At 61.5% G+C, this 14,044-nt stretch carries 7 protein-coding genes and 1 pseudogene; 4 read left to right on the plus strand and 4 right to left on the minus strand.

Annotated features, from left to right (window positions below; translation table 11 throughout):
* The first annotated feature begins 125 nt into the window (after positions 1-125).
* Entirely contained in the window at positions 126-1,661 is a 1,536-nt protein-coding gene (locus tag J2J98_RS18110) for an outer membrane beta-barrel protein (protein ID WP_207601754.1), read from the plus strand.
* Between the two features lie 120 nt (positions 1,662-1,781).
* Here the strand turns inward: J2J98_RS18110 and galU are convergent, their stop codons facing one another.
* Positions 1,782-2,669 (minus strand): UTP--glucose-1-phosphate uridylyltransferase GalU, encoded by an 888-nt coding sequence (gene galU / locus J2J98_RS18115; protein WP_064708734.1) that lies wholly within the window; start codon positions 2,667-2,669, stop codon positions 1,782-1,784.
* Positions 2,670-2,873: 204 nt separating this feature from the next.
* Between galU and J2J98_RS18120 the strand changes: the two genes are divergently transcribed.
* On the plus strand, positions 2,874-4,097 hold the full coding sequence (locus J2J98_RS18120) for a lytic murein transglycosylase (RefSeq protein WP_064708733.1): 1,224 nt from the start codon (positions 2,874-2,876) through the stop codon (positions 4,095-4,097).
* A 91-nt stretch (positions 4,098-4,188) separates the two neighbouring features.
* Complete coding sequence (locus tag J2J98_RS18125; protein ID WP_171049240.1) at positions 4,189-5,424, plus strand: SGNH/GDSL hydrolase family protein; 1,236 nt, start codon at positions 4,189-4,191, stop codon at positions 5,422-5,424.
* A gap of 33 nt (positions 5,425-5,457) precedes the next feature.
* Here J2J98_RS18125 and J2J98_RS30405 read toward each other — a convergent pair.
* The 3 genes and pseudogenes from J2J98_RS30405 to gltB form a co-directional block, all read right to left on the minus strand.
* Positions 5,458-5,946: pseudogene (locus tag J2J98_RS30405) on the minus strand (hypothetical protein); the annotation flags it as partial.
* A 64-nt stretch (positions 5,947-6,010) separates the two neighbouring features.
* Entirely contained in the window at positions 6,011-7,465 is a 1,455-nt protein-coding gene (locus tag J2J98_RS18130) for a glutamate synthase subunit beta (protein WP_138394883.1), read from the minus strand.
* A gap of 223 nt (positions 7,466-7,688) precedes the next feature.
* Entirely contained in the window at positions 7,689-12,410 is a 4,722-nt protein-coding gene (gene gltB, locus J2J98_RS18135) for a glutamate synthase large subunit (protein ID WP_207601755.1), read from the minus strand.
* A gap of 534 nt (positions 12,411-12,944) precedes the next feature.
* On the opposite strand from gltB, the gene J2J98_RS18140 reads away from it, so the two are divergent.
* The gene (locus tag J2J98_RS18140) at positions 12,945-13,997 is read left to right on the plus strand and encodes a threonine aldolase family protein (RefSeq protein WP_207601756.1); all 1,053 of its coding nucleotides are present in this window, start codon (positions 12,945-12,947) and stop codon (positions 13,995-13,997) included.
* The last annotated feature ends 47 nt before the right edge of the window (positions 13,998-14,044 follow it).

Here is a 14,044-nt window from a genome sequence, read left to right on the forward strand (position 1 = left end):
CTTTTCACTTTCCAAGTCCACCCTGCGCCATTTCCGAGTTGTGAACAGCACTCGCCGGCGGCAACGAATGGTTAACCACAAGGCTTTACCTTTGAGTAAGAACCGAAAGCATGTCAGGCGATTTAATGGGCCAGCCAAAACAGAAGAGCAGTGTGACGCCGCTCCGCGCGATGAGGCGTGTCGTCTGCTTTACTGCGTTCAGCACCCTGCTTTTTTGCCAGACTGCGGCACTCGCACAGTCTACATCACGGCAGCCTGCAAATAGCCGCTCCACCAGCCAGGACAATCTCACCACGAACAATGCCTCAACTGCCGGCTTCGATGACGAAGCCGACGTTGCCACCGCTCCTGCGGCAACGGGCACCGCAGGAAACTCGAGCGATACCGGGCAGAGGCCCGCCATACCGGCCACGCAACCCGACGACGACATTACCGGCTCCATCCTCGATGAGGACATGCGACGGCTGAACACCCGTGAAGCGCGGATCGACGAAACGCTACCGCCTCGCAGGGCTGCCGAAAGTGCCTCGACGGCAGAAACGCCCGGCATTCCAATCGGCACCTTCGTGCTTCGCCCGAGCGTGACCCAAAGCATCAACACCGAGACCACCAAGGACGGCAATACCAGGCAACGGCGCGCCTTCCTCGAAACGGATGCAGCCGCGACGCTCACCTCCGACTGGGGACGGCACCAGCTGACCGTCACCTCTGAAGGCGCCTGGCAGAGGAATATCAGCGGCGAAGGCGAGGAGCAGCCGTCCTTCAAGGTCAACGGCGATCTCCGGCTGGACCTTCCCGACGACACGGTCGCGCACCTTACGGCGGGCTACAATTTCTATCGCGAGGATACGGACGATCCCGACGCCATCGCCGATGCCACGCAGCAGTCGGATGTGCAGGAGTTCACCGCTGGGGCCTCGGTGCAGCGCGATTTCGGCATCCTTCGCGGCACGACGGCGCTGGCGCTGAGCCGATCGATCTATTCCGACGCCACTCTTGCGAACGGCACGACTGTAACCTTGAGCGATCGCGACCAGACGACGGGCACACTGCGCGGCCGCGTCGGCTACGAACTGTCGCCCGCGCTCATCCCCTTCGTCGAGGCCACGATCGGTCGCACGGTTTATGACGAGACGCGCGATTTCGCCGGTTACGAACGCTCAGGCCACAGCTACGGCGCCAAGGCCGGCGTCGAGGTCGACCTCGGCGAAAAACTGAAGGGTGAGGTCGGCGTCGGCTACGAGATGGCGGATTTCGAAGATACCCGGCTCGCCTCGATCGACACGGCCACGCTCGATGCGAGCCTGCTCTGGTCGCCGATTCGTGGCACCGACGTCAATCTTGACCTGCAGACGAGCATCCAACCCTCGACCACTGCCGGCGAGAGCGGCTATGTCTCGCATGCGCTGACGACGACGGTCACCCACCAGCTGCGAGACAATCTCGTCGGAACCATGATCGGCGGCGTCATATGGCGCGATTATCCGACCGACAGCACCGTCAACGATGAGATCGTCTATACTGCGGCGACCGGCCTGATCTGGAACATCAACCGCTACCTCGATCTCACCAGCACCCTCGGCTACGAATTGACGACGCGCAAGGACGGCGACGACTCGCAGCAATGGCGCGCCGGCGTCGGCCTCAAGCTGAAACGCTAAAGCATGTCGCCCAACAGTGTGCAGCGGTTTTGGGACAACGGCATGCATAAAGCAAAAAAACGACAACGCCGCGCATCCGATGGGAGGCGCGGCGTTTATCACGGATAGGATTGGGAGGCCTTACTTCAGCCCTGCGATCAATTCCTTGAAGCCGCCTTCGACCGACGGGCGGATATCGGCGCGTTCGAGGGCGTAGGCGACGTTTGCCAGGATAAAGCCGTCCTTGGCGCCGCAGTCGTAGGTCGTGCCGCGGAAGTGGTAGCCTGCGAAATCCTGTTCCTTCAGCAGCTTCAGCATGCCGTCGGTGAGCTGGATCTCATTGCCGGCGCCACGCTCCTGCGTTTCGAGGATCTTGAAGATCTCCGGCTGCAGAATGTAACGACCGTTGATGAAGAAGTTGGAAGGCGCCGTGCCCTTGGCGGGTTTTTCCACCATGCCGGTGATGCGGAAGCCATCGCCGATCGCTTCGCCGACGCCGACGATGCCGTATTTATGCGCCTGGTCGGGCGCGCACTCCTCGACGGCGATGATATTGCCGCCGCTCTGGCCGTAAAGGTCGATCATCCCCTTCATGCAGCCCTTGTCGCCCTTCATGATCATATCGGGCAGCAGCAGCGCGAAAGGTTCGTCGCCGACGATTTCGCGGGCGCACCATACGGCGTGGCCAAGGCCGAGTGGCTCCTGCTGGCGGGTGAAGCTAACCGTTCCCGCCTTCGGCAATTGCTCGGCAAGAAGGGTGATTTCCGCCTCCTTGGCGCGCTCGCGCAGCGTTTGCTCCAGCTCGAAATGAATGTCGAAATAGTCTTCGATAATGTGCTTGTTGCGTCCGGTAACGAAGACCAGATGCTCGATTCCTGCTTCCAGCGCCTCATCGACGACATATTGAATGATTGGCTTGTCGACAACGGTCAACATTTCCTTCGGAACAGCCTTCGTTGCCGGCAGGAATCGCGTTCCCAACCCTGCCACCGGAAAAACTGCCTTACGAACTTTATTGTGATGCGCCACACAGGCCTCCTGCTTTGACTAAATCGCCTTTTAAATAAAGCCGTTCACGTCTGACTTAGTATATAATTGCTACTGTTTTGCAATGGTGACCGCAGCGGACCGCCATGGTAAAGAATTTGTTGACTCCGTTCCTGTAGTCTCGGGTCTGGGCGGACATGATGCCCCTGCTGCACCGAAAACTGAAGATGACGGATACGACTGTCGATGATCCAGAATCACAAAAACTCCCTTCGAGGTCTTGCTCTCGCCCTCGTTGTCGCCGCCCAGGTAGGCCTGGTCCCCGACAACGCGAAAGCTGATTCCCGGTTCCAGAAATGGATCGCGGATTTTTACCAAACAGCCGCTCAGAGTGGCATCAGTAAGGCAACCTATCAAAAGGCCTTCTCCGGGGTGAGCGAGCCCGACCCCACCGTGCTCGAAAAAGCGGCCTATCAGCCGGAATTCACCTCGAAAATCTGGGACTACGTCGATTCGCGCGTCAATCCCTATACGGTCAAGATCGGCCGCGAGATGGCCGCCAAACACGCCCGGACGCTTGCTGCGATCGAGCAGCGCTTCGGCGTCGACAAGAGCATTCTGCTCGCGATCTGGTCAATGGAATCGAATTACGGCGCGATCCTGGAGAAGGATGACCGGCTGCATTACGTTCCACGCGCCCTGGCAACGCTCGCCTATGCCGATCCGCGCCGGGCCAAGTTCGCAAAGAAGCAGCTGGTCGCCGCACTGAAGATCCTGCAGAACGGAGATGTGCCGGCGCGTGAGATGACCGGCTCCTGGGCGGGCGCCATGGGCCACACCCAATTCATCCCGACGAGCTACCTGCTTTATGCCGTCGATGCCGACGGCAACGGTCATCGCGACATCTGGAACTCGGTGCCGGATGCGCTTGCGACTTCGGCCAACCTGCTGATGAAGAATGGCTGGGATACCGGCAAGACCTGGGGTTATGAAGTCGTCGTTCCCGCGGCAGCAGCCAAACAAGCCGGCAAGACCCACACTCTGGCTCAATGGGCGGAGCTCGGCGTGAAACGTCCGAATGGCAAGGGCTTTCGCGATGGCGGAACCAAAGCCGTGCTGAAAATGCCGGCCGGGGCCGGCGGCCCCGGCTTCCTGATGACCGCAAACTTCTTCACCATCAAGAACTATAATGCGTCGGACAGCTATGCGCTTGCCGTTGGGCTACTGGCCGACCAGATCGCCGGCTATGGCGGCATGCAGCAGCGCTGGCCGCGTCCTGACGGCGCTCTCGACATCACCGAGAAATTCGAGCTGCAGACCCGCCTCAAGACGCTCGGCTATTACAATGGCGAGGTGGACGGCAATTTCGGGTCGGGTTCGAAAGCGGCGATATCGGCGGTGCAGGAGCGCATCGGCATGCCGCCGGACGGCGAACCCTCGCTGCCGCTTCTGAACGCCCTTCGTCGCTAGAGCACGACTCCGGAACATAACTGATTGGACGCGGCAGAACCGTGACCTAAATTATAAGCGGGAGTGGACGCTGGCCTACCCTGTGTGCAAGGTGCCGGCAGATGCGGAACTGCCTATGACGAAAACTGATTGGACCCGTAATATCCGCTGGCTGGTGTTCACCTTGACAGCGGTTGCGCTATGCCTCGGCACGCTTGCGCCGGTGCGTGCCGAAGCCCAGGAGCAGCGTTACCAGCGTCGCTCGATCCTCGATTTCTTTCTTGGCCGTCGCTATCTCGACGACGCGCCGCCGCCGGCCCCTGATGTCCAGCAGCCAAGACGCCAGCAGCGCAAGCGCCCACCGGCGCAGAAGGCAGTGATCAACGCTCGCACCGCATCGCCTGCGCGACCGCCCGTGCAGGAAGAGCCGGTTGTGCAGAAGCTTGGCGACGCCCGAAAGATCCTGATCGTCGGTGATTTCCTTGCCAGCGGTCTCGGCGACGGACTGACCGCCGCCTTCGAGACCTCACCGGGTGTTGTGGTCGAAGCTCGCGGGAACGTCTCCTCAGGTCTCGTTCGCGACGATTATTACGACTGGCCGGAACAGCTGCCGAAGATGATCGACGAGCTGAAACCGGCAATGGTCGTCGTCATGATCGGCGCCAATGACCGCCAGCAGATGGTGACCGATACTGCCAAGGAGAAGTTCCGCACCGATGGCTGGTTTGCCGAATATCGCCGCCGTGTCCTTTCTTTCGGCAAGGAAGTCACCAGCCGCAAGATTCCGCTGCTGTGGGTCGGTCTTCCCGCCTTCGAATCCGATCAGATGACAGCCGATGCCGTCCAAATGAACCAGCTCTATCGTAACCAGGTCGAGAGCATTGGCGGCGAATTCGTGGACATCTGGGATGGCTTCGTCGATGAAAACGGCAACTTCATCGTTACCGGTTCTGACGTGAATGGCCAGCAGGTGCGCTTGCGCACCTCCGATGGCGTCAATCTGACCCAGGCCGGCCGGCGCAAGCTTGCCTTTTACGTGGAAAAGCCCGCCCGCCGCATTCTCGGCACCCAGGCAAGCCCGGACCTCGTGCGCCTTGACGAAAGCAACCTGCCTGGTCTCGGCCTTCCCACCAATCCGGTTGAACACACCGTGCCGATCAGCCTCTCCGATCCCAATCTCGATGGCGGCACCGAGCTTCTCGGCTCAAGGCCGCCACCTGTGACACTGACGAAATCGCCGCGCGATCTTCTGGTCGAGCAGGGTGAGATGAGCCCGGCGCCTGTCGGACGCGTCGACGACTACCGCATGCCGGCGGCCAAGACGCCGGCCGAAGTCTCCGTGAAATGAAAAAGGCAGAGTGAGACTGTCCGACGCCCTTTCCCTTTCCGTCGCCTGTAGCCAGCTCAGATTATGATGGTTCGAACCAATCACGCCGAAGAAGGCGTTGCTGCCATTTGTCCGGTCGACATAGCTGCCATTCTCCCAGACGAAGGCGCCGGCGCTGCTGCGCTCCAGATGTGCATCGAGGAAGTCGCTCCAGCCGCTGACGTCGATCGCCTTGCCGACCTTGTTTTCAGTGTCCGCCTCATCGGCATCATCGACATTCCAGGCGCCAACCGACACACCCGGAGTCGGATCGGAGACGGTGAGCGTGCCGCTTCGAGTGGAGCCAGCATGTCGTGAGCTTTGCCGCTCTCGCCTTCGGCCACGACCGCATCCTGCAACTGCTGCTTCAGCATCCGCATGAAGGAAGCGCTGGTCACATCAGCGCTGCAGTCAGTCGTGTTTTCTCGTCGGACGTGTCGTTTCTGGAGGAAGGCCAGTCGAGCCGCCTCGACAGTGCATGTTGGAGAGAAGCGAGGCGCAGGCCGCCTGCAATAAAAACTCCGCCGGGAGGGCGGAGCTCGTTTATCTTAGGCCCATCAGGCCCCGATCAGTTCGGCAGGACAGTCGAGCCCATCAAGGCTTCGTCGATCGCGCGTGCCGCCTGGCGGCCTTCTCGGATCGCCCAGACCACCAGCGACTGGCCGCGGCGCACGTCGCCCGCGGTCCAGAGCTTCTCGATCGACGTTTTGTAGTCGCGATCATTCGCGACGACATTGGTCGAGCCGCGCTTGTCGGTGTTTAGCGTCAGCTTGCCCTCGAGCTCCTGGAGCACGCTTGTTGTGAACGGACCGCGGAATCCGATGGCGATGAAGGCGAGATCGGCGCGGATGACGAACTCGGTGCCTGCAATCGGCCGCCGCCGCTCGTCGACCTCGCAGCATTTGACGCCCGTCAGCACACCATCCTCGCCGATGAATTCGAGCGTCGCCACTTGAAACTCGCGCACAGCGCCCTCGGCCTGGGAGGAGGAGGTGCGCATCTTCGTCGCCCAGAAAGGCCAGACGGCAAGCTTGTCTTCCTTCTCCGGCGGCTGCGGCCGGATGTCGAGCTGGGTGACCTTGACGGCGCCCTGACGGAAGGCCGTGCCGACACAGTCGGAAGCCGTATCGCCGCCGCCAACGACAACGACGTGTTTGGCGCCGGCAAGAATCGGATCAGACGGCCAGCCGACGCTGTCGATATTCTCGCGTCCGACGCGGCGGTTCTGCTGCACCAGATAGGGCATGGCATCATGCACGCCCGCGAGATCGGTACCCGGGATGCCAGCCTCGCGCGGCGTCTCCGAGCCGCCGCAGTAAAGGACGGCATCGTGATCGGCCAACAGCTGTTCGACCTTGACATCGACACCGACATTGACGCCGCAATGGAAAGTGACGCCCTCGCCCTTCATCTGCTCGACGCGGCGGTCGATGAAGTTCTTCTCCATCTTGAAATCCGGAATGCCGTAGCGCAGCAGGCCGCCCGGCTTGGTTTCACGCTCATAGACATGCACCTCGTGACCGGCGCGGCCGAGCTGCTGGGCTGCCGCCATGCCTGCGGGGCCGGAGCCGATAACGGCAACCTTCTTGCCGGTATGAACGGTGGCCGGCTGCGGTCGAATGAAGCCGAGCTCATAGGCCTTGTCGGCGATCGCCTGTTCGACGGTCTTGATCGCGACCGGCGCATCCTCGAGATTCAGCGTGCAGGCTTCCTCGCAAGGCGCGGGGCAGACGCGGCCGGTGAACTCCGGGAAGTTGTTGGTCGAATGCAGGTTCTGGATCGCCGCTTCCCAGTTGTTGTTGTAAACAAGGTCGTTCCAGTCAGGAATCTGGTTGTGAACCGGGCAGCCGGTGGGGCCGTGACAATAAGGGATGCCACAGTCCATGCAGCGCGCCGCCTGTTTCTGCACTTCCGGGTCCGACATCGGGATCGTGAACTCGCGGAAATGACGGATGCGATCCGACGCCGGCTGGTACTTCGCCACCTGCCGGTCGATTTCCAGAAATCCTGTTACCTTACCCATTTCTTCGTCCCTTACCCTCATGACCGCCTCACCCGCGGCCAGTTGTCTGTCGTCAGTCCCGGTATCCCGGGCGGGTTGCTTGTCTTTACCGTCATCGGAACAAATCCCCTGAAACATCCGGGCGATGTGGACGGCCTGTCGCCGGCACGATCGTCACGGGTCATCGAGAAGTTTTCCGACATCGGCGATCTGCGTTCGGCAGGCGGCCGATGTCCCGGCGCAATTACTCCGCGGCGATGCCCATCCGGCTGCGTTCCATTTCCTCGAGCGCACGACGGTATTCGACCGGCATGACCTTGCGGAACTTCGGACGGTAGTCGGCCCAGTTATCGAGGATCTGCTTGGCGCGGGCGGAGCCCGTGTAGTGCAGATGGTTGGAGATTAGCTGGTAGAGGCGCTCCTCGTCATGGCGCGTCATGTCGCCCGAGACATCGACGCGTCCCTTGTGCATGAGATCGCCGCCGTGATGATGCAGCTTCTCCAGCATGTCGTCCTCTTCCGGCACCGGCTCGAGCTCGACCATCGCCATGTTGCAGCGGCTGGCGAAATCGCCGGTTTCATCGAGCACGTAAGCGACACCGCCGGACATGCCGGCCGCGAAGTTGCGGCCCGTGGCGCCGAGCACGACCACGACACCGCCGGTCATGTATTCGCAGCCATGGTCGCCGACGCCCTCGACGATGGCGATCGCACCCGAGTTGCGGACGGCGAAACGTTCGCCGGCCACGCCGCGGAAATAGCATTCGCCTTCGGTTGCGCCGTAAAGCACGGTGTTGCCGACGATGATAGAGTTCTCAGCCACGATCCGCGAGTTCTCCGGCGGCCGGATGATGATCTTGCCGCCTGAGAGGCCCTTGCCGACATAGTCGTTGCCGTCGCCGATGAGGTTGAAGGTGACGCCACGCGCCAGGAAGGCGCCGAAGCTCTGTCCCGCCGTGCCGCGAAGCGTCACGTTGACCGTGTCTTCCTTCAGGCCACGATGGCCGTAACGCTTGGCGACCTCGCCGGAGAGCATCGCGCCGGCCGAACGGTCGACGTTCTTGATACCTACCTCGAAGGCAACGGGCGTCTTGGCAGTCAGCGCCGGCTGCGCCTGCTCGATCAGTGCGCGATCGAGAATATCGTCGATCGGATGCTGCTGCCGGCTCGTCCAGAAGGTTTCCTCCTTGGCGGCGTCGACCTTGTGGAAGATGCGGCTGAAGTCAAGACCCCTAGCCTTCCAGTGCGCCAGCATCTCGTCCTTCTCCAGGAGCTCCGATGCGCCGATGATCTCGTCGAGCCGGGTGAAGCCGAGTGAGGCGAGAATTTCGCGCACTTCGTTGGCAACGAAGAAGAAGTAGTTGATGACGTGCTCCGGCGTGCCCTTGAAGCGCTTGCGCAGCACCGGATCCTGCGTCGCTACGCCTACCGGACAGGTGTTGAGATGGCACTTGCGCATCATGATGCAACCGGCCGCGATCAGCGGCGCGGTGGCAAAGCCGAACTCGTCGGCGCCAAGCAGTGCCCCGACGATGACGTCGCGGCCAGTCTTGAGACCGCCGTCCACCTGCAGCGCAACGCGCGAACGCAGACCGTTCAGCACCAGCGTCTGCTGGGTTTCGGCAAGACCGATTTCCCAAGGGCTGCCGGCATGCTTGAGCGAGGTCAGCGGCGAGGCCCCCGTGCCGCCGTCGAAACCTGCGACCGTTATGTGATCGGCGCGCGCCTTGGCGACGCCCGCGGCAACCGTGCCGACGCCGACTTCCGAGACGAGCTTGACCGAGACGTCGGACGTCGGGTTGACGTTCTTCAGATCGTAGATCAGCTGCGCCAGATCCTCGATCGAATAGATGTCGTGGTGCGGCGGCGGCGAGATCAGGCCGACGCCCGGCGTCGAGTGGCGGGTCTTGGCAACGGTCGCGTCAACCTTGTGACCCGGCAGCTGGCCGCCTTCGCCGGGCTTGGCGCCCTGCGCCACCTTGATCTGCAATACGTCGGCATTGACGAGATATTCGGTGGTGACGCCGAAGCGGCCAGATGCGATCTGCTTGATCGCCGACCGTTCCGGGTTCATCGAACCGTCCGGCAACGGCATGTAGCGGTCGGATTCCTCGCCGCCCTCACCGGTGTTCGACTTGCCGCCGATCCGGTTCATGGCGATCGCCAGCGTCGTATGCGCCTCGCGGGAGATCGAGCCGAAGGACATTGCCCCCGTCGAGAAGCGCTTGACGATATCGGCCGCCGGCTCGACCTCGTCGATCGACACCGGCTTGCGGCCGAGCGCCTCGGCGCTCTTGATCTTGAAGAGCCCGCGGATCGTGTTCATGCGCAAAGCTGAATTGTTCACCATCTCGGCGAATTCGCGGTAGCGGTCCTCGGCATTGCCGCGCACGGCATGCTGCAGGGCGGCAACCGCATCCGGCGTCCAGGCATGGCTTTCGCCGCGCATGCGGTAGGCATATTCGCCGCCGATATCAAGCGTTGTCGCCAGCAGCGGATCCTTGCCGAAGGCCGCCTTATGGCGTGCGACGGTCTCCTCGGCGATCGCTTCGAGACCGATGCCCTCGATCATCGTCGCGGTGCCGAAGAAATACTTGTCGACCAGTTCCGACGAAAGGCCGATCGCATCGAAGATCTGGGCGCCGCAATAGGACTGGTAGGTCGAGATGCCCATCTTCGACATGACCTTGAGGATGCCTTTGCCGACTGCTTTGATGTAGCGGTAGACGATTTCGGAGGCATCCACTTCCTTCGGGAACTCGCCCTTGGCATGCATGTCGAGCAGCGTGTCGAAGGCGAGATAGGGGTTGATCGCCTCCGCGCCATAGCCGGCGAGCAGGCAGAAATGATGCACCTCGCGCGGTTCCCCGGTCTCGACGACAAGACCGACCGAGGTGCGAAGCCCCTTGCGGATCAGGTGATGATGGACGGCAGCCGTTGCGAGCAGCGCCGGAATGGCGATTCTATCAGGCCCAATCTGGCGGTCTGAGAGCACAATGATGTTGTAGCCGCCCTTGACGGCCGCTTCGGCGCGCTCGCAGAGCCGGTCGAGCATCTCGGGCATGCCTGCCGCACCGCGCTCGATGTCATAGGTGAAATCGAGCGTCTTGGTATCGAAACGGTCTTCCGTATGGCCGATCGAGCGGATTTTTTCGAGATCCCCGTTGGTCAGGATCGGCTGACGCACTTCGAGGCGCTTGGCGTTCGCCATGCCTTCGTGATCGAGAATATTCGGGCGCGGGCCGATGAAGGAGACGAGACTCATGACGAGCTCTTCACGGATAGGATCGATCGGCGGGTTCGTCACTTGCGCGAAATTCTGCTTGAAATAGGTGTAGAGCAGCTTCGGCTTTTCCGACATTGCCGAGATCGGCGTATCCGTGCCCATCGAACCTATCGCCTCCTGCCCCGTCGTCGCCATCGGCGACATCAGGATGCGGGTGTCCTCGGTCGTGTAGCCGAAGGCCTGCTGGCGGTCGAGCAGCGACACGTCACGACGCAGCGCGCGGGGCTCTACCGGCTTCAGCTCTTCGAGGATGAGCTGGGTGCGATCAAGCCAGCTGCGATAGGGATGCGCCGTTGCAAGCTTCGACTTCACCTCGTCATCGGAGATGATGCGCCCTTCTTCCATGTCGATCAGCAGCATCTTGCCCGGCTGCAGGCGCCACTTCTGGACGATTCTCTCCTCCGGAACCGGCAGAACGCCGGCCTCTGACGCCATGATGACGCGGTCGTCATCGGTCACGAGATAGCGCGCTGGCCGCAGGCCGTTGCGGTCGAGTGTGGCGCCGATCTGTTTGCCGTCGGTGAAGGCGACGGCAGCCGGCCCGTCCCAAGGCTCCATCAGGGCCGCATGATATTCGTAGAAGGCCTTGCGTTCAGCCGCCATCGACTGGTTGCCTGCCCAGGCTTCTGGTATCAGCATCATCACCGCATGCGCCAGCGAATAGCCGCCGCGCACCAGGAATTCGAGCGCGTTGTCGAAGCAGGCCGTGTCTGATTGCCCCTCATAGGAAATCGGCCAGAGCTTGGAGATATCTTCGCCGAACAGCGGCGAGGAGACCGAGGCTTGACGGGCCGCCATCCAGTTGACGTTGCCGCGTAGCGTGTTGATCTCACCGTTGTGGGCGACCATGCGATAGGGGTGCGCGAGCTTCCACGACGGGAAGGTGTTGGTCGAAAAGCGCTGATGCACCAGGGCGACCGCGCTTTCGAAACGCGGGTCCGACAGATCCTTATAATAGGCGCCGACCTGATAGGCGAGGAACATGCCCTTGTAGACCACGGTCGCCGACGAAAGCGATACCGGATAAAAATTGCTCTCCTCGCCGTCGAACTCGTCATAGATGCGGTTGGAGATGACCTTGCGCAGCGTGAACAGCCGCCGCTCGAACTCATCGTTATTTTCCGCATCTTCACCGGCGCCGATGAAGACCTGCACGTGATGCGGCTCGGTCGCGGCGATATCAGGCGCCTTGGAGAGCGAGGAATTGTCGACAGGCACGTCGCGGAAACCGATGAAGACCTGCCCTTCCTCGACGATGACGTCCTTGATCACCTTCTTGAAGTGCTCGATCTGCTTTTCGTCGCGCGGCATGAAGATATGGCCGACGCCATATTCACCGACCGGCGGCAGGGTAATGCCCTGCGCGGCCATTTCTTCGCGGAAGAACCGGTCCGGGATCTGCACCAGGATACCGGCGCCATCGCCCATCAGCGGATCGGCGCCGACGGCGCCGCGATGCGTCAGGTTCTCGAGGATGAAGAGACCGTCCTTGACGATCTGGTGCGACCGTTCGCCCTTCATATGCGCGACGAAACCTACGCCGCAGGCATCATGCTCGTTGCGGGGATCGTAGAGGCCCTGTCTCTTCGGCAGGCCGGAGGCGGATTTGGACGCATTGACCGTTGCGCGCACCTCTGCAGCAGCAACCCGGTCAAATTCTATGGATGGCGTCTTCGTCATCGTCTTTCCTCCTGTCGAAGCCCGCGGGCCGCGGGCGGCTTTTCGTCCTGTGCCGCGACCTGAAAAATAGGTTCGGCACGTGACAGTGCTGTTGCATTGTGAAGATCGGCCGCAGACATCTGCTTAAAGGAAAGCAAACCGTCGCGTTCCGCGCCTGCCATTCGCCTCCGCGCGCCACCCACGAAGGTCGGCGCTCGGAAGAACTATAGCGTGAAAGCCGGCCCGTGCCAGGGCTTTCGGCGCCTCTTCGGCCGCAAGGGCCAAAATAGGACAGCAACACTGTCCTAATTCATCCGTTCTATGCCAGAAACCATGGGGCTCCGCAAGAGCGTCGTGTTAAAAAACGTCAATTTGCGAAGGAAGATTACCGGATCGGTCGCTCAAGGGAAATAAAATTACCGATCAGTGACGTATTTTTTTCATTGATTGCGCAGTTCAAATTTTGTGATGTATCACCAGTGGCGACCTTGATCCCGTGAAGCTTTGGCGTAATGTCCGCTGCAAACCCGCCAACCTTTCCTGCCACGGTTTCCCATGTTCTTTGCTTCAGACAATTGGGCTGGCGCCCATAAATCCATTGCCGAGCGTCTGCTGGCGGCATCGGGCGGCTTTGCTGCCGCCTACGGCGCCGGTGATCTCGACAGGAAGGTCGAGGCTCGTTTCTCCGAAATCTTCGAGCGTGAGGTCGCGGTTTTCTTCGTCGCAACCGGGACGGCTGCCAATTCCTTGTCGCTGGCGAGTGTTCAACGCCCCGGCGGCATCACCTTCTGCCATTCGGAAGCCCATGTAATCGAGGATGAATGCGGGGCTCCGGAATTTTTCTCGGGCTCCGCCCGCCTCGTTGCCGTTGACGGCGAAGCCGGCAAGATCGATCCGGCGAAGCTTTCGGCCAAAATCGCTGGCTTTCCCGAAGACGCCGTCCATCATGGCCGGGCCAGTGCCGTGACCATCACTCAGGCGACCGAAATCGGCACCGTCTATTCCCTGCCTGAGATCGGCGAGATCGCCGCCATATCTGCCAAGCGCAATCTGCCGCTGCACATGGACGGCGCCCGCTTCGCCAATGCACTGGTCGCGCTCGGCGCCACCCCGGCTGAGATGACCTGGAAACGCGGCGTCGACATGCTGTCCTTCGGCGGCACGAAGAACGGCTGCTGGTGTGCGGAAGCGATCGTCATTTTCGATCAGGAGCGGGCTCGGGAAATGCCTTTCATCCGCAAGCGCGCCGCCCAGCTCTTCTCCAAGTCGCGTTTCATCGCCGCACAGTTCGACGCCTATTTCGAAAACGGCCTCTGGCTCGATCTCGCCCGCCATTCGAACGCCATGGCCGACCGTCTGCGCGCCGGTATCGGCGCCAGCAATGCCGCCCGCCTCGCCTGGCCGACCGCTTCCAACGAGGTCTTTGCCGTCATCAGCAAGGGTGCTGCAAAAACCGCGGAGGAAAAAGGCGCGAAGTTTTACGAGTGGCCGGTGCCGGCGGCGACGTCGGAACTCGTTTCCGAAGGCGAAACTCTGATCCGCCTCGTCACCAGCTTCGCGACGACGGAAGCGGACGTGGATGGTTTCCTGAGGTGCCTGGCCGCCTGATCGTCGACTGGCAAGGCGGGCATCGCGGGCGGGCTGCTCCGTGACAG

Origin of the sequence: Rhizobium bangladeshense (assembly GCF_017357245.1) — a bacterium.
GTDB lineage: Bacteria > Pseudomonadota > Alphaproteobacteria > Rhizobiales > Rhizobiaceae > Rhizobium > Rhizobium bangladeshense.

What these genes read in the sequence shown, in the direction of transcription:
- J2J98_RS18110 (WP_207601754.1), top strand. Translation starts at nt 126, where the DNA reads ATGGGCCAGCCAAAACAGAAGAGCAGTGTGACGCCGCTCCGCGCGATG.
- J2J98_RS18120 (WP_064708733.1), top strand. Translation starts at nt 2,874, where the DNA reads ATGATCCAGAATCACAAAAACTCCCTTCGAGGTCTTGCTCTCGCCCTC.
- J2J98_RS18130 (WP_138394883.1), bottom strand. Translation starts at nt 7,465, where the DNA reads ATGGGTAAGGTAACAGGATTTCTGGAAATCGACCGGCAGGTGGCGAAG.
- gltB (WP_207601755.1), bottom strand. Translation starts at nt 12,410, where the DNA reads ATGACGAAGACGCCATCCATAGAATTTGACCGGGTTGCTGCTGCAGAG.
- J2J98_RS18140 (WP_207601756.1), top strand. Translation starts at nt 12,945, where the DNA reads ATGTTCTTTGCTTCAGACAATTGGGCTGGCGCCCATAAATCCATTGCC.